Source organism: Psychrobacillus sp. NPDC093200 (assembly GCF_050280345.1).
In the GTDB taxonomy this organism is placed as follows: Bacteria; Bacillota; Bacilli; order Bacillales_A; family Planococcaceae; genus Psychrobacillus; species Psychrobacillus faecigallinarum.
Genome location: NZ_JBNNVC010000001.1, coordinates 1,470,107 through 1,493,393, shown reverse-complemented (window position 1 = coordinate 1,493,393; position 23,287 = coordinate 1,470,107). Strand labels below are relative to the sequence as shown.

Below are 23,287 nucleotides of genomic sequence, written 5' to 3'. Positions count from 1 at the left end.
TTATATTTTCCACTTAAAAAAAGGTGTCCTGTTGAATTCACAACAAGACACCTGCTAATTTTGTTTTTCTATTAATTGTAAACATATTTTAGTCACCTGCACTTTTTTCTCACCGAAAAATATGCCATCAAATACGTATTCCTCATATGCATTAGACCCTATATCATAGCCATTTTGCTCAGCAGCTTGTTTTAAGCCTGCATAAGTTTCTTCAGCTGTATCACCAATCTGATATCCAATCACATAATAGCCACCTGGTCGTTTATGAATATTGTCCTCTTTTGTATATTCACTCACTTTCATATAGACGTGACTATAATGATAGAAATCTTTCTCTAAAATCTGTTGCTTTTGCAAGATTGCGCCTAGAGGGTAGCCCAAATCTAAATGCTTGGATTGTATGTGATGGATAAATTCCGATAATTTTGCAATGAATTTACGTTCACTTAAATTCAGTATATTTTCACTTAACATATAGCGCTCTTCATCAAGGTATTGAATAGTTATACTGACTGAATCTTTTTCAAGCGCTTGCTCTGCAAGATTGATTTTCACTTCCAGCATCTTTTGTAAGTATGTTAGTTGTTTTATTTTGTCCTCAATCTCTACTGATTTATTTTTTAAGACATTAACAGTTTCTTTAGGATTTTTTTGATGTACAAGCGTTTTAATTTCACTAAGTGGAATATCTAATTCCTTAAATAAATTAATTATATGAAATAACTCAAATTGATCATATGAATAGTAACGATAACCGTTATTCAATTTCACCTCAGGCGAAAGTAACCCAATGTCATCATAATGAAATAATGTTTGTTTCTTCACATGACAAAGCTTTGCGAATTCTCCTGTTGTAAATAATCGTTTTATTTCTGAATCGGTGTACATATTGATCCCCTATCTCTATACTTATCTTACTCGTATTAACATGTTTGAAGCTGATTTAAGATATACGAAATACTCTTCTTTGATACCCCTTGTTTATATTATAAAATTCTCCATTCCTCATTAAAGGTTATATTTCACGAACTATATAAAAAATAAGTACCAAAACTAACAAACTTATTATCCAACTGATTAGGTGGATAAACAGATTCATACGACATATTAATGTTTGTAGAAATAAAAGAGATGCATATAAACATGAAATAAACCTAAGTATACCTAAGTCCCGGTATTCCTCTATTATTGCATGATTAAAAAAACCATCTAAACAAAAGAAATGTTATTCAAAAAATAATATATAACACTTTCTATTAACTTTCATTTTATGGAACTTTCATTCTTTGAAGAATTCATTTATATCCTCCATCATACCCTAAAAACATATTTGGAATACTAGCATTTAAATAAAAAACACTATTTAAAAAAACTTAAACCTCTGCTACATAGCTATTTTCCAAACTCTACGAATAGATTTTATTAAATTAATCCCTGGATTAAAAGTGTATATTCTTCCTCTTAAAGCTAAGGTTTTTCTAAATACACTTATAAATTTAGGTATTATATCCTGGTTATATCACCAGGATACTTTATACTTAAGAAACTATATTTATTGTAAATATAGTAAATATTATTTTTATATAATATACTTTATAAAGCTTATACATATAATATAAGACTATTTATCAAAATTGGAGACTATTATGAAAAAATTATTATCTATTGTAGTAGCAATTATTATTTTCGCTAGTACACAAGTACCTTTTGCCAATGCGGAAGCTACTTCAGTATCTAAAATTGAATCTTTGTTGAAGACTGCAGAGAAACATGCAGGTGAATTAAAGTGGCAAACTTCATATGAATTTACGAAGGAAATCAAAAATCCAGATATGAAAGTTTTTAACTTAACAAAAAATGCTTACTGGAAAGCTTATTTTGAAATTGAGAAGTATAATGGGAAAGACAAAGAGAAATTTGAAAATCGCTTACACAATAATACTGGTATTCACTTTTCCCGAGCTACTTCATATATTGATGCCATTACTTCTGGAAAGAAAATAGAGCGGTTAACAGATCAATACAACAACCTATATTCTTCAGACCCGACATCTAACGTAACTGTACAAAAATACCATGATTTATCAACGGAAATTCGTAAACAAGCTCAGATTCTTTATCATGTTTACGGAAAATCAACACGAGAGGCGATACTTACAAAATATAAACAGCCAGGTGTAAAAGCTCTTCAAACATCGAAATATGTAATTTCTACCAAGATTCATTTAAATAATTTAGAGAGCTTGATTGCTAATAAAGCTCCTCAATATAAAGTAGAATCAAATGTTGCTACATTTTTCAGCCTGCAGGATATGATAAAAAATGAAGAAATTGCTGGGGACCTTTATACAATTTATTATGAAATAATTAGAAAGGACTCAAACTTCATATCACAAGAAAAAGAAATAACAGAGTTTTTTAAAACATCTACAGAATATACAAATGCAGAAAATGTTGAGCTGCTATTTGGTCTATATAGCAAAGATTATCCTGATTACTTGAATCTCAAAAAAGAAATAGAAAGTACATTCATTGACTTTGTCTTAAGGTATGAGACGCTAGGTATTGAAACTCATTTTATAATTGATGGTATAGCACTTGTCACTCATGATGAAGTTGAAACATACCAAGAGGAAAGCATTGCATATAGTTTTACTTATTTGTTGGAAAAAGATTCAGATGGTAATTGGAAATATCTTGATTTAATAGCAATTGACTAATGTTTGGGGAAGAATAAAAACTACAGCAAACCCTTAAAGCTTGGGGTAGCTGTAGTTTTTTTTATTCAACTAACTTGTCTAGTTGAAATTATGAAATTATATGAATTAAAAATATTTTACATATAGTATTCTTTAACTATTGGATTGACATAGTTTATAAATCCTTTTCGAGATATTTAACCTTGTCCCAACTACATAAATGCCAAAGAAAATTATCCAGCCAGATGTCTTTTTGTTCTTCTATTGAAAGGTGGGTTGCAAAACATTCAAGCCATTTCCCCCGTAAATATTTCCCCCACTTAGGTATCTCAACTTTTTTTAATTGTTTATCTCTCATATAACTAAAATCCTCTCTACCTTTCCTTGTCTTTAAAAATGTTGTTCCAACCATAAAGATTCTCATGACAATATATCCAAAAGGATTTATCTCTTTCCAAATAAAGGGAGTTGCAATTATTTGCGACTCCCCCACAAGACCATGACGATCAAAGAAGCTATCGTAGCATCTCCCTAATCTATCTTCTTTTAAGTTTCGTTTGATGTCCTTCAGACCGTACAAAGAGTATTTGATTTCAACTAGCGGAACAACTGAATGAAAATTTAATTTCTGGGAGTAGAATACTTTATAGTCATAAGTTTTAAAGGTTTTACGTACTAAATAATTTGATAATACAATATATAGGGATTATAAGAGTTTTATTAGCCTCATATAGATAAGCAATTTATTCGGTACTTGGAATAGATGATAAACCACCTAAAAGGTTTTTAGCCAATTGAACTGACCTAAAAAAATGAGATAAATAAAAAACCTTTCGTTTTTGATTCAAAACTCATTTTACTTTTAATCCCAAATATCTGAAAGTAAAAACCTTAAAAGGCAAAAGCCAATCAAGGTTCTTACTCTGTGCTATATTTCTTGCTAAAAATTTCTAAAATCATAAGCAAGTATCAAGATTCAATAGTTGTTCGATCAACAAAATTTTGATTCTCTTTAATAATCATTCTTGAAAGACGTCTTCCTGCTCTCTTAAAGAAGAATTCATCAGCGAACTCTTGTGAATCAATTTGAGATAGTTGGTTGATTACTTCATTTTTTTTATCATATTCAATTCGACCCATTAAATCCTCATTCGGTCCATATTGATATACTACCCTCTCTTCATCCTCAAACTCCTTCAACATTAAAATAAAAACTGCCATGAATCTTCACTCCTCATTGTTTTTCTCCCAATTCCAAAGCCTTCCAGATTCTATTGTTTTGTCATGAGCTGTTCTATAATTAGTCTGGAATATACTCTCAAATTTTGATTCGAAAATTTCGTGATGTAACAATTGTATATCAGAATCTACTTGTTTCCCATCAATCAATCTTTGCCATGCTTGAGCTAATTCGAAGTCCGGATCAAATCTCCCAACTCCGTAATCCTTTATATGGGAGTTATTAAAAATATGATTTTTAATCCTTTGTACTCTAGCAACAGAAAAGCCCGTATTTTTAGCGATAGCATTCACGTCTTCTGTTCCTAAATTCCTAAATTTTTCATACATCTCTTCTGCAATAGCTTCTTCTTTGAAGAACTGCTCTGGGGATATATTTCTTCCGCCAGATTCAGCATATTGGATAGAACTATCCGTACCCTTAACCTCAACATCCCCCACGGATTTATTAGCATCCTTTGACGTATCTTTTGCTTTATCCGCTTTTTTTTGAGCTTCGATGATATGCTCTAGAACATCCTTTCCTTCCTTTGCCCCTTCAGCTACTTTTTTTAATTTTCCTACTGGTGTAAGAGATAATAGTGCTACAGCTTTTTCACTTTTCGAAGCGTCTGGGTCAAATACGGTGAAAAGATCATCTAACACGAATTCTTCTACAACTATTTCACCCACTATTTTCAAACCTAGGCCCATTCCAAACAATCCATCCGGCGTTCCTGACCCGTTTCCTCCTAGCACTTTCCTCATTCCCTCATAGGTAATGGGTTCATTAGCAGTGTACGTCTGGCCTGAAGACGGATGATCAATGGCCAATTCTGGATTACTTTGTAACATTGCCGAATAAATTTCGTCCAATTCATTCGTCTCATTTTGAACGTTTTTATTTATATCTACACTGTTTGTATGAATATGCAGACTGGCAAAACCTAGAATACTAGGACCATATAAAGTATTGGTTTTTTGGATAAGCCCTCCGTAGCCAAATTGAAGAGGAAGTGCGCCTGTTAGAAAAGTGTAAAACATGGTAGTCAAGTCATGGTTCTTTGTTTGTACAATTGTGTTTCCTGTAACCTGAATATTACGTGCCTCTAATTCCAATTTCAAAGTGTTCCGTGAAGCTAATATCCCCCAATGACTAGACTGAAAATGGACATCGGTTAGACCGCTTTGAAACATTCCTTCTATATCCGTTAGCCATGTGTCCATCGTCTGGATATCTTGTTCCACAGGATTTAATGATACTGTCTGAGAGTAATCGAACTCATTCAACTGTTGAACGGTGTCATCCCGCTTCTTTTTGGAAGTAATGACACCCTCTTGGACAGCACTGTCATCGAGATGCGGCAAGGACACGATATCACTGACACTATCCATTATACTGTTAGCCTCATTCGTGAGGGCTTCCGTCAGGTTACCGATAAGTGTTAGACCCTGCTCCAGCTCTCCCTCTAGAAATTCTTGCATTATGTATCCAGCCGAATCTGGCTCCAGTGATTGTAGTGCAGACTCTATTTGTTCAAGTGTCTGGCCATAGGTGTCTGAAAACAGCTGGAAGAATTGTAGAAAGGGCAGGTGACATTCTGCATAGAAGTCGCGTATAGCATAGCCTCCCTCTCCCTTTAACAGTTCGTCCATTTCAACTAAGCCGCTTACTGTTCTTTCTATATTCTCTGTCTCGGTTCTCAGGCGCTCGAGCATAGCCATATTTCGTTTTAGCCCATCTTGAAGTAAGTCTACGTCTAATATTTTCATAGGCAAGCACTCCACATAGTGGGCACAAGGAAGGATTGCCTGTTTTCTTTATTATACAATATTCCCCTACTACTAGACATACTTTCTCCTCCTCTAGTAACCTTTCGTTAGTTATAATATTCCATTTATTACAAAGAAACGTAAAGAGTTAAATTGCCTTTTCTCTTAAAATAATTCAGAAGGAGCATTAGTTTTCTGTACATTTAAATCTTTTGTATTAATCTCACACAAGTCTTTATACTTATTTTTTTGTATAAAAACCTATTCCGATAGCTTAAATAAATACATATGCGCTTAGTTCTTTACAAAGAAAAAAAGAGCAAACAGATCATCTGTTTACTCACTTGCACTCAATTTTTTAAAAGTTATATTCATTAAATTTGCAGCAAAAGTTCATCTGCACTGTAAAACTCTACACAATTTCTACCTTTATGCTTGGCAGCATATAACGCTTGATCGGCTTCTCTTATTAATTGTTGAATGGAGTAACTTTCCTCTCCTACTTCCAAAAGTGCATGGGATACCCCAAAACTTGATGTCACTTGAATTTCCACTTTATTAAAAGTCGTTAAACTTTCTGCAACTGCTTGTCGAATTATATTCGCTCTATTAGTGGCCTCCATTAATGTAGTTTCAGGCATACAAATAATGAACTCCTCTCCACCATAACGACCCATATAGTCTACAGAACGTAATTTTTCCTTTACTATACTTGTGACTCTAGTCAAGACTATATCCCCAGCCTCGTGTCCATATGTGTCATTTACCCTTTTAAAATAATCAATGTCAAACATTACAATAGATATATTCCCTCCATCCAACATTAAATCATCAAATAGCATTTCAGATTTTTTCATAAAGAATGTTCGATTCAACACCTGTGTTAGGCCATCTAGGCTTGCTAATTGTTTTAGTTTCGCTTCCATTTGCACTTTTTCCGTAACATTCATAAAGGTAATAATCTTACCAACCTGTACTCCATTTTTATTCTTCACTTCTGTAAAATTAATCCGAAAGTGAATAGCTCGATCCTCTAGTAAGCTAGTATAATCGAACTCTAATTCCTCGTCTAATTTTCCTTTTAGTATAGGGTCATCGATGACATCTGCTATCGATTTACCGATATGATGGTTACTCAACTGAGGAATTAAAAATAATGCAGCCTTATTGTAGTCAACTATCACCTTATTTTGATTTAAAACAATTACTCCTTCCTTTAAACTTTCAAATACACTTTCCCTAGCAATCGGAGCGACATTGAACATTTGTAAGGATATAAGAGCCACGCCATGAAAAATAAAAGCGATACTCAAAGAAATAGGACCAAGATCAATACCTTTGCTCCAGTCGTTTAAATAAAAATAATTCGCTATGATTGGGGTAATAAAACCTGCAACCATCAATAAGATTTGCATACGAAACAAAGACAAAGATTTACGGTATTCTCGTAGCAATACGAAGACAGATAGAGTTAAGCATACAAATAGGAAAACGGCGTGAATATAAAACCAAGGCCCCCATTCTAGCTTTAACAATGGGAAGGGTCCTTCATTATTAATGTTCATAGATTTATAATAAAGATGATGAAGGTCATTCGTTTGCATCATAAATATAGTAGTGATGGGAATGATGAAAAGAGCATAGTTCCATGTTTTTATTTTGCGTCCTACATACTCTAAACACATAAAAAGAACATATACAGGTATGAAAGGCATGGCAAGATATTCTACACCAAGCCAAAACTTCATTTCCTTTAAAGAGGTGCTTGCTAATTCGAAGGCATAGGCAAATGTGAAAATCGATGACAGTAATGTAACTAAAATATACGGCTTTACTCCTGGAGCATCCTTAGCTTTGACTCGTATATATAAACTAAGAAACAAACTTATTGCCCCTGCCATTATTACTACCAGAATGTGTGTCAAGAAATTTTCTCCGTTCCAATTTATCTTTTGTACATATATTATATAGTAGATTATTGTCCAATGACTAGAGACTGTTTTGCTATTTTTTTCCACCAATGTGAAGGGAAAACCACTTTTTTTTCATTAAGATGAGCTCTTTACTCATTAATAAATCCCTATCTGTCTTAACGCTTAAAACCGATAAGAAGGATAGGGATTATTTTCTGCTATAAAACTTACGAAAAAATATGTTATGAAATAGAATATTTTTGAATGATTTGATTGAATAATTGTTGTAACTCTTCTTTATCTAATCCTATTACACATGCTTCTGCTAAAAGAAATTCAAGATTAGAAGTGATATGATACAGTTTACTTTCTTTTGGAGGACTTGATTTTCCAGTGAAAACAAAAGCTTTAGATTTAGGCTTCACTTCTATCAAACCTTTATTCTGAAGTTCTTTGTAGCTTTTATGAACGGTATGTAGATTAATATTTGCTTGTATTGCCAAGTCTCTAATAGATGGTAATCGATCGCCATTTTTCAAATTCCCTTTAGCCATTTCTAATATGAGTCGCTGAGCAAGCTGTTGATAAAGAGGAATCTTGCTGCTCGGGTCTAAAGTTACATTCATTTCTCTCCTTCCTTTCATATTTAAATAGAGCGCATTACCTTTATAAATGTGAACATTGTAATTGCTACTGTTAAGAGTGCAATGATAATCGCCATTATCCATTGAGAAACATTGAACGCGAGTAAACAGAAATGACAGATGGCAATAAATATTAATATTGGAGAACCGTATACTAAGCTGATTAAAACGTTAGGATTCGATTTTACAGCTTCTGATGGTGTTTTCCAGTTTACTAACGGATGTCGCATATCATGAATAGGAGACAGTAAGTTATAACAAATGATTAAGACTAATGTAATAAATAATAGCAACAAGCTGAGAATATCGACTTTTCCAAACAACAGGTAAATAATATAGCTGATTACAACGGAAACGATACTAATAAACGAGGAAGTTGCAACTTTTGAAAGAAAAACCTTTCGGCGATCTAAAGGAAGTACAATACGAAAAGCATAATTCTTTCCCTCTCTCGAATATGGCGTACCACTAATATTGTCCACACAGCTTACAAACAAAATCATATATCCAAATATATAAAGTTCTTTGTCGATTAGCCACTCCGTCTTCAATAAATCCATCTGAGCTACAATGAGAAAGATAAAGGTGAATAGTGGAGCTAAAATCAAACTTAAAATCACTTGCAATTTAAAATATGGCTCTGATTGAATAATCCACCACTCTCTTTGTAAGTAATATGACCAAATATTTTCCGTTTTGTATATCTTAACCTTAGGCATATTTTCTACACTATTTTCTAGCAACCCATTTTTGTAATAGTTAACTGCTGTATTCTTTACTGTAGAGATGAAAAAGAGCACGCAGATTACCATTAGACTACTGACTATAACGAGAAAATCTATCATGCTAACTTTGGATAAGAGTGGAGTTACTATAACTTTTATAAGTGGCTCTTGAATTGAAAAACTATAGTACATTTTAAGCGAACTTGATAAAGTAGTGATTATGTCGGACATAGATGAGAATTGAAGACTCACTATATCAGTATTTATTATTTCAAAGAAATACATAATTGGGCTTACTCCAATTAGTACGACTAATAATGTATTTGTCACGAAGTACAATAAGGAACTTGAGTATAGTCTTCTAAAGCGGTTCGAAATAGACAATATATATAAAATAAATAATGCTGTCATTACATTTATAAGAGTTAGAATAATCACCGCTCGGACAATTTCCCATATCTCATATTTATAAAACAATAATAAATAAATTGGTATTTGTAACGTTCCAACTATAATTATAGGAAAAGCAAGCCCACTTATAATTTTTGCTTTAACTATTTGTTTTGGTGAAATAGGAAGACTAGATAAGATATTAAAATCACGCTGATTAAATACAACTGAAACGGCAAAATAAGCTGTCAATAGATAAGTTAATGCCATGGAAATAAATAGATTGAAAAACAAATATTCTTTAGAAGTTCCTAAAAAGTAAATCATTATATTAACCCCTAGGTACTGTGAAGCTAAATAAAATATAGCTATGATTAACATAATATATATAGGTAGCTGCTGGGGCTTTGAATAGCTCGAAGCAATAAAAAATCTCACTAGTTGAAAATTAAACTTCATTTGCTTGTATCTCCATAAAAGTAGTTTCTAAATTTCCTTCTAGTAGCAAACTCTCTACAGACTCATGCAATACGATCCTACCCTCTTTTAAAAATGCTATGGATTCGCAGATTTTCTCTGCAACATCCAGTAAATGAGTAGAAAATATCACGGTTCCTCCATTCTCCACATAATCCTTCAAGCAATTTTTAAAGACAAGCACAGCAAAAGGGTCTAAACCATTTAACGGTTCATCCATAATGATAATAGGTGGACTAATCGTGAAAGCTGCTATCAATGCCATTTTGTGAAGCATTCCATAGGAATAAGTTCCCATTGGTTTATAAATACTCTTTTGCATTTCAAATGACTTTATATAGTAATCTAACTTTTCTTCATCTAATTTTTCATAGAGCTTTAAAACAAAATGTATCCAATCGTATGCAGAAATATTTTTAAAGACATGAATTGTATCCGGAATAAAATAAAACTGCTTTTTAAATATTGTTTCATGAGTTTTCGGTATATTATTTATCACTATATTTCCACCGTCTTGCTCTTCCAACCCCGTGATACAATGTAATGTAGTTGTCTTCCCAGCACCATTAGCGCCAACAAATCCTAAAATTCCTCCTTTTTTCACTTGTAAATCTACGCCTTTTAAAACTTCCTGTTTACCAAACTTTTTGGTTAAATTTAGAATAGTTAGCACCTACGCCTACCTTCCTTCACTGTTGTACTCTCCTTAATTTATTAAAATTTCTTTTTGGCAATCCAGTAGTGCATTATAGTCATCATTACAAAAATGATGAGGAGTGTTGCTATAATATCAATTGCCCAACTAGCACCCAGTTCACCTGTTATAAGAATGCTTGTAGCTCGAAGACTCATACTTGCCGGATTAAAAGTATCTATTATTGGGTGTAAACCTGCACATAAACGGCTTATTAAAAGAAAAACAATACTTATCAATGCGATAAACGCAGGGCTAGTAAAAAATGTACTCATCATGGCTACAAATGTAATGACAAATAACACCCAAATACTATATAGAACAAACGCTAAAATCATTTGCGAAATAGGAATCGGCGTAAATAAGTAAGCAGTATAGCCGTAGGACACGGTGTAACCAATTGCAATACAAAGAACTGCCAACAAATAATGGGTGAATATTTTACTTCCTATATAAGAGGAGATAGAAACTGGTCTCGTCAAAATAAATGCCAGCATTCCATTTGCTTTCTCAGATTGAATCACACTCATTACAGCAACTACCAGAACAATAATCCCTAACTGATCAAACTGTGAGTTAAGTGTCGAAGCAAGTACTTCACTACCCATAGGTTTTGTCATTGTAGGGTCAATAATAATACCCTCCACTCCACCAAGGGTTTCTAAAATAAGTGGCAAATAATACATCATAATCGGCTGAGTAAGCCCTAGCAGGACAAAAACTATTGGTAGCCATATAATTTTATATTCGCTAATCATTTGATTGATTTCCTTTTTACTTAATGCTATAAACGTATTCATACCTCCACCACCAATGATAAAAATATTTCTTCAAGACTCTCTTTCATCCCTATCTCAAATTTTGTAAAACAAACTTTTTCATCCAAACCAAATTGTAATAATTGAGACGCATTTACTTCTGGTTCATTTACGAATATTTTAAACCCGTCTTCATAGCTGACTATCTTCTTAACATAAGGCAACTGGTCAACTTTTTGTAACCAATTAAAATTTTCTTTTGGAATAGCTATGTATATAGCGCTTTCCTGATTTCGATTTAGTAAATCTGATTTTGTTGCATCTTCAATTTTCTGACCGTTTTTTATGACAACAAATCGTTCACAGATTTCTTCTGCATCTCCCAGGATATGTGTGGATAATAATATTGTCGTATCCTTTTTTATTTCTTTCATCAAATTCAAAACTTCTCTTCTCCCTATTGGGTCGAGTGCAGATACAGGTTCGTCCATGATTATTATTGTTGGCTTATGCAGGAGGGCTTGTGCAATACCTAACCGCTGCTTCATTCCACCTGAAAATATCCCTACCTTAGTTTGAGACTCATTTGCTAGTCCTACCTTTTCTAAAATAAGAGGTATATCTTGTTGCAATATGTTTTTAGCAATACCTGATAATGTCCCCATAAATAGTAAGGTTTCATAAGCAGTCATCCATGAGAAAAAATTAGGATACTGCGGTAAATAACCGATCTGATTTTTTTTCGTAGAGATTTTTTTTCCATCTAGCAAAATATTACCTTCATCAGCATTTAGAATATCTGCAATGATTTGTATTAGGGTAGACTTACCAGCACCGTTTGGACCGATTAGACCTACACATTCGTTTGAATCCATCTCCATTGAAAAATGATGAACAGCCGTTTTATGTTTAAACCTTTTAGTAATATTATTTATTTCTAATCGCATGTTCATTTACGTCCCTTCTGCCAATCACAAAATATAAAATAGGTCCAATAGTATTAAAGAAGATTATTAACAATGTCCAAAGAAACACATTTTGTCTCGTGGATCTATGACGATATAAATCAATTAAGGCAATCATTATCAATAAAAGTGTTACAAGAAAAAAAGGAATTATAATTGGCAAAAAGAATCCCCAATCAATTTCTGAAATTTCATTTACTCCAAAGTGTAATTGCATGATTTTTTCACTCCATTCTGTTATCATTATCGATAACGATAACAGAAGGATTAACCAAACTCAATAACTTTTTTCACTGTACATTTCTAAAATTTTATTTTATATTTTTTGATAATGTTCTCTGTTATAGGAATGAAACTCTTTAAATATTGATAACATCACATCTAACTTGTAGGAGGAACTAATTATGCGTAACAAAGTAGAGGTCATAATGCACCCCGTGAGAATGAAAATATTACAAGCTCTAATGAAAAATAAAGAAGAAGGCGTAAGTACATTAGAAATGATTACCATTATTAAAGATGTGCCACAAGCAACCTTATATCGCCATATTCAAATTTTGTTGGATGAAAGTATCATAAAGATCGTCAAGGAAAGGAAGGTAAGATCCGTCATTGAAAAATTTTATGCTCTTAATGAAGATGAGGCAGCAGGTATAAATGACGAAGATTGGAAGAGCCTTACAAAGGAACAAAAATTAAATTATATTTCCAATTATCAATTGGTTTTACTATCCCAATATCAAAATTATTTAACTTTACTAGAGGATAAGGAAAACGTTGAAGATACAGCCACATTCTCATTAATAGAATTGGCCTTATCTGATGAGCAATTTACGCTTTTCCAAAATGAACTAAACAATCTAATGATAAAATATTATAAAATGAGTAACTCAAACGAGAAAACAAACAATAAAACCGTTGCAGTTAACATAATTCCTAAGCTTTAGATTTAAGCGATACCTGCATGAGGGATTGCACATGCTTCAAGGGACGCTCAGGAAAATGCAGAAGCCAGTGGGATAGAGCATCGGCTGTCCCTTCGCCCATTTGAGCATTATTGAAAGTAAGTGCTAAGGTTCATGATGACTTATTTTGTAAAAATATAACATAAAACCATCATTTTAACTTTTTTAGATTTTTCATCCTCTATCCGTGGTATCCTTTGTAGAGAAGGATGGAGAAACGTTGCTACTCTTCTACGGACAAAAAAAGGGGGGAAAGATATTACAAAAGCAGATGTGTTACGTACCTACGAGGAGGCGCTTATCCTGTCTTCTACAGAGCGCTGGTTAATCATCGGTGGAGCATTTATCGTAATAGCATTAATATTGATGTGGTTCTTGTTTCGGAAAATCAGTCCGTTTGCCTTCATCGGGTGTTCTTTATAACCCTTCTTGCTACCGTTTTTGGCGGATTCTACCTATGGGTCATCGTGGACTCCTATGAGGAGGAGCATATCACAGATTGGGAGGAACAGGTAGAAGAGAACTATATCCTTACATTGCCACTGGTGACCCTAAAGATTGATGAGTACAAGGAAATTAATTCCATGCGTGCTGAGATGGTATCCTTCACTGACCCTCCGCGCAAGCTGTATTCCTATCAGTTGAGCGGTGGGGACATTCCAGATGGGGAAAAGCTTCGTCTTAATGTGGAGCGTGTGCGTGTAGAAGGATTGACCGAACCGTATATAACTTATCAGTACCTAGAGGAAGCCATTGTGCCTGAAGGGACGCTTCACTTCCTAGAAGGCTATTACAACGTGAAGCTGTATGTACCGAAAGAGGATTGAACGAACACCCCCTATGTGGGGTGTTTTGTCTTCCGAGAAAGCAAATCTTTAGGATGACTATGCCAACAAGTTAATCATATCGGGGATGATTTGGTTTGATGGTGGTCCCCGAGCACATCAAACCAGAGGTTTCCTTATTTGTTTCGACTATTGCTTAGTGATAAATGCAGATTTATATGTTGAATAAGATAAGTTATAAATAAAATTACAACAACTTATACATGGATATTGATGAGGATGTATAGCCCATTTTTTCATAAAGTCTTTGTGCATTTTTATTGTTACCAAATACACTTAATCCAATTGAATCCATTCCAAGCTCTTTTACTCTTTCTTGTAGTTCCTCTATTGCTTTAGTTGCCATCTCTGTCATACATTGCTTAAACTTAAAAAGACGCCTGTTACAATAATACAGGCGTCTTCGATCTATTTTCTTTGATAAAGTAAATTATCTATAATGTACTGGTAACAATTATCTGGAAGAAGATATCTTGGCTCCCCACCCATTGCAAACTCATCTCTTATATAGGAAGAGCTGATTTCCATTGCTAGGCCTTTGTCTATGAGGTGAAAGCCTTCATCGTTGTTTCTTAAGATAGGTGATTTGCTGATTACTTTTAGCATATCGATTCCATCTCTTGCCATAACGATAAATTTGTTTTCCTTCACAAGATCTTCTCCTCTTTGCCATTTACCAGCGCCTATGTCTACCAGTAAATCAGCTCCCATTATGAAGAACACTTCATCATTTGGATATTTTTCTTTGAAATGCTTCATCGTTTCATAAGTATTTGCATTCCAAGCTTCCTGGTTCATCTCATAGTCATCCGCTTCAAAATTTTCGTTGTTTTCGATAGCAAGTAATATCATATTCCAACGATGACTATCTGCAACATTCATCTCTTTGTCCCTTCTCTTATGCGAGCAAGGTAAAAAGACTACTTTATCCAAACGACACCTACGTCCCACTGTACTCGCCGTCCATAAATGGACATTCGTGATGGGATCAAAGGATGAACCATAGATTCCAATCCTAGCCATATTGTTTCCTCCTGCAAATCTAATTTTTTTGTTTCATCATTTTATGAGTCTTCTCTTTAATCTCCGCAATTCGAGTCATTTTGTTATCCCAACATTTTTGACTCAAATCAACTGGATATTCTTCCGGGTTAAGTGGGCGCTTATATTCATCCCAAAGCAGCTCCAAGTTTTCGGTAACATTTTCTCGAATTTCTTGAATGGAAGGAAGATCGTAAACAAGAATTCCATTTTGAAAGACCGTATGATGCAATTCCCTTGCTTCGAAATTGGTCACAAACTTGCTGATAAATGTATGGACCGGATGGAACATCTTTAATCTCTCCTCGTTTTGAGGTTCCTCTGTTTCCAATGCGATATAGTCACCTTCTGATTTTCCATTGTTTCGATTAATGATTCGGTAAACCTTTTTGAGGCCAGGGGTCGAAACCTTTTCTGGGTTCGCACTAATTTTGATAGTGTCCACCATCTCCCCATCTTTTCCTTCTATAGAAACAAGCTTATAAACAGCCCCTAATGCAGGCTGGTCGAAAGCAGTGATTAGCTTTGTTCCAATTCCCCATGTATCTATTTTTGCACCTTGTGCTTTGAGGTTCATAATGGTTTCCTCGTCTAAATCATTAGAGGCAGATATCTTTGTGTTTTTGAACCCAGCTTCGTCCAGCATCTTCCTTGCTTCTTTTGATAAATAGGCCAAGTCGCCACTGTCTAACCGAATACCCTTAAAATTAATCTTGTCCCCCTGCTCTTTTGCTACTCGAATAGCATTCGGCACACCCGACTTCAATGTGTCGTACGTATCGACTAAAAATACACAGTCCTTATGACTCTCGGCATACTTGGTGAACGCTAAATATTCATCAATATAAGCCTGAACCAATGAATGAGCGTGGGTACCGGCAATAGGGATACCAAACAGTTTTCCAGCTCTGACATTAGATGTCCCATTGAAACCTGCAATATAAGCAGCTCTTGTGCCCCAGATAGCCGCATCCATCTCTTGAGCACGACGTGTACCAAATTCTAAAGTTGTATCATCTCCAACTACTTGTTTGATTCGTGCTGCCTTAGTTGCAATAAGCGTTTGAAAATTGATGATGTTTAAAATTGGAGTTTCAATCAGCTGAGCTTCTGCCAGTGGAGCCTCTATGCGCAAAATGGGTTCATTCGGAAAAACCAGCTCTCCTTCTTTTAGACTTCTCAAAGTACCAGTGAATCGAAGACCTTTTAAGTAATTTAGATATTCCTCTTCATAGCCCTGTTCTCTTAAATAATCGATATCTGTCTCAGAAAAATGGAAGTTATTTATAAATTGGATTACTCGCTCTAGACCGGCAAAAATAGCATAGCCGTTACCAAAGGGAAGCTTTCGAAAATAAACTTCGAACACAGATTTTTGATTGTGAAATCCATCTTTCCAATACGTTTGTGCCATATTTATTTGATAAAGGTCCGTATGAAGTGCCAAGCTATCGTCATTATATAACCTCTCCATTTAATAAAACCTCCTAGTTTTAAATTCGATTAAATAATTTCTGCTCCTAAAGAGCCTTGGAAATGCCCTAATGCCCAGTCATGTCCCACTTGGTTGAAGCTAGCAACTGCCTCCTTGTGGATGACAATCTTAAAGCCTTTGTTGTAAGCGTCCATAGCAGTATGAAGCACACAAATATCGGTACATACTCCTACTAAATGAACTTGAGTAATTCCTCTTTCGCGTAGTTTTATTTCTAAATCTGTCCCAGCGAAAGCAGAGTATCTTGTTTTGTCCATCCAATACACTTGGTTACTACTTTTATGCTTTTCATATACCTTTTGCAGTCCACCGTATAATTTACGACCTTCTGTTCCTTCTAAATTGTGGGCAGGAAATAATTTGGTTTCGGGGTGATAGGGATCTCCTTGCTTGTGTAGATCAATCGCAAACACTACGTAATGATTTTCCTGAAGAAAAGATTCTGTTAGGCGTATAATTTCTTGCTCAATTTCTTGCCCTGGTTTACCACATGTTAAAGCTCCATCCATTGCAACAAAATCATTTGTGTAATCAATGTTAATAAGTGCTTTCATTTTAACTTCCTCCTAATTAATGTTATTGACAAACAAAATGTTAATCATAAATATTAAAAAAATTAATACCTAGCCGTATAAATTGATTTTATAATATCCATCTCCAAAAATTCGTATAGGGCCGCCGGTGACTTAGAAGTCCTTTGTGTCTTTTTGCCTGGCACTTTTTGAATGAAAGGAAGGGTCTTAATCTTGCGAGCAAATGATTGTTCGCTCAGTATACTTGGTTCATCAGTTACCGTTGCTAGTACCGCTTGCAGCTCCGAATAAGTGAAATTTTTCGGCAAGAAGTTTTTAGCCACCGTTGTTTGAAGCAAATCATTAGTGATTATTCGAATAGCATCTGTAATAATATTCTGGTGATCGAAAGCTAACTTAAGGTTTAATACTTCATCAATGGAATATAACTCAACTTCTGCTGCGTCATCTGCCGCTTTTCTTTTAGAAAGGTAATCCATGGGAACAATCGCATAGTGTGCGTTCGTAATAATCCATCCGCGTGGGTCTCTTCCAGGTTTGTCGTACACACCGAAATGTTTAATCAATACATCAGCTACACCGGTTTCTTCCTCTAACTCTCTTTTAGCAGCTTCCAAAGCTGTTTCATCCTCTTGGACAAACCCTCCAGGAAGCGCCCATTTTCCCGCTTCTATATTTGAATCTCCCTCTGCATTGAGTAACGCTCTCTGAATTAGCATAAGTTTTAGTGACATTTTGGGTGGCTTGTGCTCTTCCTTGTTTTCTGGAATGATGGTGAAAACCGCAATGTCTGATGTATAGCCATCAGGGGTTTTATATTTACTAATATTATATTGCTTTAACGCTTCTTCGTTAGACATATCTAGCATTCCTTTCGAAGACGATTTAATTCATTTTTGATTAACGATTTGTTAATCTTTATTGTATTGTAATATCTGGAAATAAAGAAGTCAACTGAAAAGTCAAACAAAAGAAACAGCTTAGAAAATTTTTAGTGACCAATTCTTGTATACGAATTGCCCACTAAGGATTGTGGGAGACAAACAGAACATGCAAAGAGCGGGGAGAACCTTGCGGAGATTAAACCAAACCTTGCGGGAAAAAGCATAAACCCTGCAGAAAGTCCAAATCCGTCCAAAAAGCTTAGCTCATTAAAATGAACCAAGCCATTAATCTTATATTTCCTATCTATTTACCTAGGTTTATCCTTGAATTTCTTTAATGCTTTTCCCACTTAAAAACGCGTGACCTGATATGTATTTTTCGACTGTTTCAAATCCATATTTTTGGTAGACCTTTTCAATAGCTTCATTTATCGGCAAAACCCAAAGCATTTCTATCCCTTTTTTCTTTATCTCTTGCTGGATATAATCAATGATTTGACCGATTAATCCTTTACCTCTAAAGGCTTCTAATGTAGCAACACTTTCCATTCTAGCTTGATTGCCATCTTCAAAAATACAAGCAGTGGAGCAGGCCATACCATCGTAACGGAGAAGATAATGAGTGAAAGCTGGATGATTAAACTGCTCCTCAAAAACTTTTTCCATTACTTCAATGCCACCGAACTCTTTAATGCTACCTTCTATCTCTAGTGCTTCTTTATAGTTTTCATCTGTAACTATTTCAATTGTCACCATAGGATTAGGTGGAATATTAATATCTCTGTTATTCCATAATTGAACTGGGCTAATCATTTCTTCATATTTAAAATTTCTCAATTTTAATTCGGAAAGTAGATTTTGCTGATTTACTAAATCATATATATAAAATCTAGGAACAATATTTTTTGATTGATAGAATATTGTTGTCTCTTCAACTACTTTTTGAGGGTCCTCACAAGCATTCATTATCCTTGCATGATTGGCGTCATAGTAATTAGGCTGATTTTCATTATAAAATAGTATTCCCCAAGGCTTATCTATTTTTCTCGAAAATGTTTCACAATATGAAATGTCTAGTGCATGTATATTCTGCATGGTCATTAAATTACTCCTATCTCTTTTAATTCAATAAATCTTTTTTCAAGTAATAATGGTTAAAATCCCTACCTACGTTAGGAAGAGTTCCATATACTTCATACCCATGTTTTTTATAAAAGTCTAACGCCTGAAAGCTTAAAGTATCCAATTTGATAAAGTCACATTTTTGTTCCTTAGCAATTTCCTCTGCTTCCATTAACAACTTTGTACCAAATCCTTTATTCCGTAGCGAATCATCCATTATCAAAACATGAATTTCTAGCCAATTCCAGCAGATTTCTCCCAAAATCCCTCCAAGTACATTATCATTTTCATCCTTTAGAAAAATGTTAACCTCTTCATACCTACCTCTTAGATCCTCCGGAAAGTGTGCAAGATTAAAATAATACAATCGTTCATTAATATTTTTTTTAGATTCATTATTATCTTCTCTTATCATTCGTAGTTCCATATGTTCTCACCTCTTCTTTAATAAAGTCGATAAATCCTAAAATTGGTAAATTGATTCTTATCTAATTTTAACATGGCTACAGAATGATAAATACTTTATTCTTTAAATTTTCCAATTAATTAGGGAATATATTTTAGATAAGCAAAATTGAGAAAGTTGATTGTATGAATTTGAGATGTATATTACGTAGAATTTAGAAAATAACTATTAGTTATTAGACTGTATGAAGGAGAGAATAGTTTGGATATTAAACAAGTTATGGTTGCTGGAAGTGGAGTTTTAGGAAGTCAAATAGCATTTCAAACTGCTTTTAACGGATTTAACGTTTCCGTTTATGATATTAATGATGAGGCTTTAGTGAGAGCCAAGGAAAGACTTACTGGATTGAAAGCAGATTATAAAGAAGACTTAGGGACTACCCAAGAAGCAGTTGATGCTGCTTATGAACGTTTAACTTTGTTTACTGATTTGGCTGAAGCAGTTAAGGATGCTGATTTAGTAATTGAAGCAGTCCCTGAGGTTTTAGACATCAAAAAAGCATTATATGAAAAATTGGCAAAGATTGCACCAGAAAAAACAATTTTCGCATCTAACTCTTCCACAATGATTCCTAGTCAGCTTGTTGAATTTACAGGTCGCCCTGAAAAATTCCTTCACTTGCACTTCGCTAATAGAATTTGGGTAAACAACACAGCCGAGATTATGAAGCATGATAGAACAGATGCTAGCGTATTTGAAGAAATTATTGAATTTGCTAAAGCTATAAATATGATTGCTCTTCCTATTTACAAAGAACAACCTGGATATATTTTAAATTCCTTATTAGTACCATTTTTAGACGCTGCTCAAAATTTAGTAGCTAATGGTATTGCAGACCCTGAAACAGTTGATAAGACATGGATGGCTGGCATGGGAGTATCGAGAGGTCCCTTCGGCGTTCTAGATATTATTGGGCTTAACACACCTTATAATATAGCAGTTGAAAAAGCCAAATCAGGTAATGATCAAAAGGCTAAAATAGCAGAGTACTTTAAAACAGAGCTAATCGATAAAGGCAGACTTGGCATACAAACAGGTAAAGGATTCTATGATTATCCACACCCAAAATATGAAGACCCAAATTTCCTAAAATAAATTCCAAAAGAAGACTGTTCTTCAGTCTTCTTTTTCTTTGATTCCTTGTCACCTACTATGGTATGGAAATTAAAGCTTATCTATATGAATTTTCACCTATTCCTCACTATCTGCTACATGGGAGTTATACTTGAATCCAAATTCTAAAGACTATTAAGACAATCTAGCGCTCGTTTACTACAATGGGGCTCTACTTTACGACAATTTCTCAATATTTTACTACAATCCGTTTCCTGCTCTTGTGTGTGGAGCTGGTTTACGACAATCTAGCGCTCGTTTACTACAATCGAGCTCTACTTTACGACAATCCCCCGATATTTTACTACAATCCATTCACCACTCTTGTTTATAAGGCTGGTCTAGTTATTCGTTGCAATTAAATAATTTCGATTCATATGCCCTCTTCGCCATTTCATAATGATCACCGTGCCAATTTTTCACCTCATTTAAGTGAAAAAACTTCAGCTCTAAGCTCTCAAATGATTTTTGCATTTTCCCCTCCATAATTTCACAAGCAAAAAGCGGGTGATAGGAAGTATGTGGCTGTCCAAGGTCTCCAGGCTTTCTTGTAAATATATCAATAAGTTCATTAACCTTTACAGTTAAACCCGTTTCCTCTAAAAATTCTCTTTTTAAAGATTCTTGAGGACTTTCGCCAGCTTCGCACCAACCACCAATAATGCCCCATGTTCCATCATCTGCTCGATGCTCTAAAAGAATTTTTCTATCTTCTGAAAAAATCACACCATTTACTCCGACCTTGGGCGTTACATGTCCAAGCTCTTTTAAAAATTTATCTTTAATAATGCTTTCTTTAATTTCAACAATTTCCGAATATTCTTTGCTTGCTAGGTTGAGTAGCATTTCATATCTATCTCTATCATAAGGATCATTAGCATAATGAAGACCATGCTGAGCTATTGATCGAATTTGATCTAATAAAGATAATCGATTTTCCATTTATTATTTCCCTCCTTTATTAGTAAATATTATCGAGATAATCTATTTTTCTCTAAGTCTCTCAATGAAAAAGTTTAAATTATCGTGATACAAGGAGTTCCAAAATTGTCTATTATAATTATCCTCATTTATCTGTACTCTTTCATCTAATTTCATTAATTTATCCTTTAGTTCATTAAAGATGCATATTAACTTTTCTTCGTTTTCTGTTTCTATTATTAAAAGCCAGTACTTTTTAAAACATTTCAAACAAGAAAACCAGCTATCTCATGAGGAATTTACAAAATATTTTTCTACTCTTTCCGTGATTTCGTGCTCAAGCTCATATATTTCACTTGTAGTCTGGGAGATCGTAATTAAATTTCCGGTATTGCTATTTTCAGCAATAACTAAGTATGGTTGGAACTTTTCTAAGCTAGCTAAAAAGTTTTCTTTGAAATTATTATCTAATTTTGATAAAGACCAATCATTTTTTATAGTCCATTCTTTTACATCTAATAGATAACCGTTTGAATTAGTAAATAGCTCCACATTTAAACATTCATATTCATTTTCTTCAAATCTATAATTATGTATATTTTCGTTTAGTTCCAATTTTGTCTACTCCTTTATGCATTTTTGTTAGCTACTTATGTTTAATTCTACAAACTGTTCCTATTTCCTTGTTCTTTATAATGGATAGAAAAAAGAGTGGAGTAAACTTTGCAAAAACGAAAGAGAATCTTGCAGAGATTGACACAAACGTTGCGGAGCTTCCATTCACTTGTTAATAAATAAAAAAAAGCCAGAGCGACCTAATTATCACTCTGACTTTCTTTATTTATTTAGTGAAGCATTATAGATCCGCCATCAACCATAATTGTTTGGCCAGTGATATATTGAGAATCCTCACTTGCTAAAAATACTGCTACACGACCGATATCTTCCTCAACATCACCAAAGCGACCAAGGGGAATTTTGCTGCGAACCGCTTCATAATATTCTGGTTGTGCTTTCGCCCATGCTTGTACGCCTTCTGAATTTGCAATAGGGGAAATAAGGTTTACATTAATACCGAAGCGACCCCATTCATTGGCAGCTACTCTGGAAATTCCACGAATCGCTTCTTTGGCAGCAGCGTAAGCACCTTGTGTTTCGTGTCCATTTAAACCTGCTCCAGAAGCAAAGTTAATAACATTTCCTTTAGATTCCTTTAAGTATGGCAGTGCTGCCTGCATTAGATAGAAGGTTGGGTAAAATCCTGTTCCAAATGACAGGTCAAGATCGGCTTGCGTCGTTTCCTCAATTGTCACCTGTTTAGATGCATGTGCATTATTTACTAAAACATCAATTCTTCCGTATTTTTCTGCTACAGCTGTAACTATAGATGGAAGATTTTCTCTATCCATTAAGTTCGCTTTTAAAAACATAGATTTAGGCGAGATTTCTTGAAGTATTTTTAAACCTGCTTGTCCAGCTTCTTCGTTAACATCCACGATTGCTAATATTGCTCCTTCTCTAGCCATCGCCTTAGACATACCAAGTCCAATACCTCCAGCGCCACCAGTAACAATAATTACCTTATCTTTAAGTTTGTCCATTATATTGCCTCCTTAACTTATCTATTAAATCCTACTACTTTAACA

25 protein-coding genes and 2 pseudogenes are annotated in these 23,287 nt (G+C 34.3%); 5 read left to right on the top strand and 22 right to left on the bottom strand.

Features of this window, described 5'->3' with window-relative positions; genetic code table 11:
• Positions 1-54: 54 nt before the first annotated feature.
• On the bottom strand, positions 55-888 hold the full coding sequence (locus ACQKNZ_RS07270; protein WP_427658790.1) for a MerR family transcriptional regulator: 834 nt from the start codon (positions 886-888) through the stop codon (positions 55-57).
• Positions 889-1,646: 758 nt separating this feature from the next.
• On the opposite strand from ACQKNZ_RS07270, the gene ACQKNZ_RS07265 reads away from it, so the two are divergent.
• A complete protein-coding gene (locus ACQKNZ_RS07265) occupies positions 1,647-2,720 on the top strand; it encodes a hypothetical protein (RefSeq protein WP_427658788.1) in 1,074 nt (357 codons plus the stop codon).
• 154 nt (positions 2,721-2,874) lie between these two features.
• On the opposite strand, the gene ACQKNZ_RS07260 is transcribed toward ACQKNZ_RS07265, so the two are convergent.
• From ACQKNZ_RS07260 to ACQKNZ_RS07210, 11 genes and pseudogenes are all read right to left on the bottom strand, one after another.
• Positions 2,875-3,111 (bottom strand): DUF4275 family protein, encoded by a 237-nt coding sequence (locus ACQKNZ_RS07260; protein WP_427658930.1) that lies wholly within the window; start codon positions 3,109-3,111, stop codon positions 2,875-2,877.
• A 48-nt stretch (positions 3,112-3,159) separates the two neighbouring features.
• Positions 3,160-3,252, bottom strand: a pseudogene (locus ACQKNZ_RS07255) (SMI1/KNR4 family protein); the annotation flags it as partial.
• Positions 3,253-3,668: 416 nt separating this feature from the next.
• Positions 3,669-3,920: a hypothetical protein gene (locus ACQKNZ_RS07250; protein WP_144538185.1), complete on the bottom strand. Its 252-nt coding sequence runs from the start codon at positions 3,918-3,920 to the stop codon at positions 3,669-3,671.
• A 6-nt stretch (positions 3,921-3,926) separates the two neighbouring features.
• A complete protein-coding gene (locus ACQKNZ_RS07245) occupies positions 3,927-5,690 on the bottom strand; it encodes a ribonuclease YeeF family protein (protein WP_427658786.1) in 1,764 nt (587 codons plus the stop codon).
• A 374-nt stretch (positions 5,691-6,064) separates the two neighbouring features.
• Entirely contained in the window at positions 6,065-7,615 is a 1,551-nt protein-coding gene (locus ACQKNZ_RS07240) for a histidine kinase N-terminal 7TM domain-containing diguanylate cyclase (RefSeq protein ID WP_229654105.1), read from the bottom strand.
• A gap of 230 nt (positions 7,616-7,845) precedes the next feature.
• Positions 7,846-8,229 (bottom strand): GntR family transcriptional regulator, encoded by a 384-nt coding sequence (locus tag ACQKNZ_RS07235; RefSeq protein WP_154311042.1) that lies wholly within the window; start codon positions 8,227-8,229, stop codon positions 7,846-7,848.
• Between the two features lie 20 nt (positions 8,230-8,249).
• Complete coding sequence (locus ACQKNZ_RS07230; protein WP_427658783.1) at positions 8,250-9,689, bottom strand: hypothetical protein; 1,440 nt, start codon at positions 9,687-9,689, stop codon at positions 8,250-8,252.
• Positions 9,690-9,810: 121 nt separating this feature from the next.
• Positions 9,811-10,512 (bottom strand): ABC transporter ATP-binding protein, encoded by a 702-nt coding sequence (locus tag ACQKNZ_RS07225; protein ID WP_340862927.1) that lies wholly within the window; start codon positions 10,510-10,512, stop codon positions 9,811-9,813.
• Positions 10,513-10,553: 41 nt separating this feature from the next.
• Positions 10,554-11,333 (bottom strand): hypothetical protein, encoded by a 780-nt coding sequence (locus ACQKNZ_RS07220; protein WP_154311045.1) that lies wholly within the window; start codon positions 11,331-11,333, stop codon positions 10,554-10,556.
• Complete coding sequence (locus tag ACQKNZ_RS07215; protein WP_427658928.1) at positions 11,330-12,238, bottom strand: ABC transporter ATP-binding protein; 909 nt, start codon at positions 12,236-12,238, stop codon at positions 11,330-11,332. The genes ACQKNZ_RS07220 and ACQKNZ_RS07215 overlap by 4 nt, the downstream gene beginning before the upstream one ends.
• Positions 12,219-12,473 (bottom strand): PLD nuclease N-terminal domain-containing protein, encoded by a 255-nt coding sequence (locus ACQKNZ_RS07210; RefSeq protein ID WP_191696341.1) that lies wholly within the window; start codon positions 12,471-12,473, stop codon positions 12,219-12,221. The genes ACQKNZ_RS07215 and ACQKNZ_RS07210 overlap by 20 nt, the downstream gene beginning before the upstream one ends.
• 187 nt (positions 12,474-12,660) lie before the next feature.
• Here ACQKNZ_RS07210 and ACQKNZ_RS07205 point away from each other — a divergent pair, with 187 nt between their 5' ends.
• The 3 genes from ACQKNZ_RS07205 to ACQKNZ_RS07195 all read left to right on the top strand — a co-directional run bounded on the left by ACQKNZ_RS07205 (position 12,661) and on the right by ACQKNZ_RS07195 (position 14,048).
• Positions 12,661-13,203: a helix-turn-helix domain-containing protein gene (locus ACQKNZ_RS07205; RefSeq protein ID WP_427658780.1), complete on the top strand. Its 543-nt coding sequence runs from the start codon at positions 12,661-12,663 to the stop codon at positions 13,201-13,203.
• A gap of 291 nt (positions 13,204-13,494) precedes the next feature.
• Entirely contained in the window at positions 13,495-13,644 is a 150-nt protein-coding gene (locus tag ACQKNZ_RS07200) for a hypothetical protein (protein ID WP_427658778.1), read from the top strand.
• A complete protein-coding gene (locus tag ACQKNZ_RS07195; RefSeq protein WP_427658776.1) occupies positions 13,632-14,048 on the top strand; it encodes a hypothetical protein in 417 nt (138 codons plus the stop codon). Before ACQKNZ_RS07200 ends, ACQKNZ_RS07195 begins: the two co-directional genes overlap by 13 nt.
• A gap of 205 nt (positions 14,049-14,253) precedes the next feature.
• On the opposite strand, the gene ACQKNZ_RS07190 is transcribed toward ACQKNZ_RS07195, so the two are convergent.
• From ACQKNZ_RS07190 to ACQKNZ_RS07160, 7 genes are all read right to left on the bottom strand, one after another.
• Positions 14,254-14,421, bottom strand: coding sequence for a GNAT family N-acetyltransferase (locus ACQKNZ_RS07190; RefSeq protein ID WP_427658774.1), 168 nt, complete (start codon positions 14,419-14,421; stop codon positions 14,254-14,256).
• A gap of 53 nt (positions 14,422-14,474) precedes the next feature.
• On the bottom strand, positions 14,475-15,089 hold the full coding sequence (nadD, locus tag ACQKNZ_RS07185; protein WP_427658772.1) for a nicotinate (nicotinamide) nucleotide adenylyltransferase: 615 nt from the start codon (positions 15,087-15,089) through the stop codon (positions 14,475-14,477).
• A 19-nt stretch (positions 15,090-15,108) separates the two neighbouring features.
• Positions 15,109-16,581 carry a nicotinate phosphoribosyltransferase gene (locus ACQKNZ_RS07180; RefSeq protein ID WP_340862923.1) on the bottom strand — a complete coding sequence of 491 codons (1,473 nt, stop codon included), beginning with the start codon at positions 16,579-16,581 and terminating at the stop codon, positions 15,109-15,111.
• 29 nt (positions 16,582-16,610) lie between these two features.
• On the bottom strand, positions 16,611-17,156 hold the full coding sequence (locus tag ACQKNZ_RS07175) for a cysteine hydrolase family protein (protein ID WP_427658769.1): 546 nt from the start codon (positions 17,154-17,156) through the stop codon (positions 16,611-16,613).
• A gap of 62 nt (positions 17,157-17,218) precedes the next feature.
• The gene (locus ACQKNZ_RS07170) at positions 17,219-17,995 is read right to left on the bottom strand and encodes an NUDIX domain-containing protein (RefSeq protein WP_427658767.1); all 777 of its coding nucleotides are present in this window, start codon (positions 17,993-17,995) and stop codon (positions 17,219-17,221) included.
• A 342-nt stretch (positions 17,996-18,337) separates the two neighbouring features.
• Complete coding sequence (locus tag ACQKNZ_RS07165; protein WP_427658765.1) at positions 18,338-19,120, bottom strand: GNAT family N-acetyltransferase; 783 nt, start codon at positions 19,118-19,120, stop codon at positions 18,338-18,340.
• A 19-nt stretch (positions 19,121-19,139) separates the two neighbouring features.
• A complete protein-coding gene (locus ACQKNZ_RS07160; RefSeq protein WP_191696344.1) occupies positions 19,140-19,568 on the bottom strand; it encodes a GNAT family N-acetyltransferase in 429 nt (142 codons plus the stop codon).
• Positions 19,569-19,808: 240 nt separating this feature from the next.
• Here ACQKNZ_RS07160 and ACQKNZ_RS07155 point away from each other — a divergent pair, with 240 nt between their 5' ends.
• Complete coding sequence (locus ACQKNZ_RS07155) at positions 19,809-20,702, top strand: 3-hydroxyacyl-CoA dehydrogenase (RefSeq protein ID WP_427658763.1); 894 nt, start codon at positions 19,809-19,811, stop codon at positions 20,700-20,702.
• 363 nt (positions 20,703-21,065) lie between these two features.
• Here the strand turns inward: ACQKNZ_RS07155 and ACQKNZ_RS07150 are convergent, their stop codons facing one another.
• From ACQKNZ_RS07150 to ACQKNZ_RS07140, 3 genes and pseudogenes are all read right to left on the bottom strand, one after another.
• On the bottom strand, positions 21,066-21,662 hold the full coding sequence (locus tag ACQKNZ_RS07150; protein ID WP_427658761.1) for an NUDIX hydrolase N-terminal domain-containing protein: 597 nt from the start codon (positions 21,660-21,662) through the stop codon (positions 21,066-21,068).
• A 42-nt stretch (positions 21,663-21,704) separates the two neighbouring features.
• Positions 21,705-22,256: pseudogene (locus ACQKNZ_RS07145) on the bottom strand (hypothetical protein).
• Between the two features lie 230 nt (positions 22,257-22,486).
• Positions 22,487-23,242 (bottom strand): SDR family NAD(P)-dependent oxidoreductase, encoded by a 756-nt coding sequence (locus ACQKNZ_RS07140; RefSeq protein WP_144538163.1) that lies wholly within the window; start codon positions 23,240-23,242, stop codon positions 22,487-22,489.
• Between the last annotated feature and the right edge of the window lie 45 nt (positions 23,243-23,287).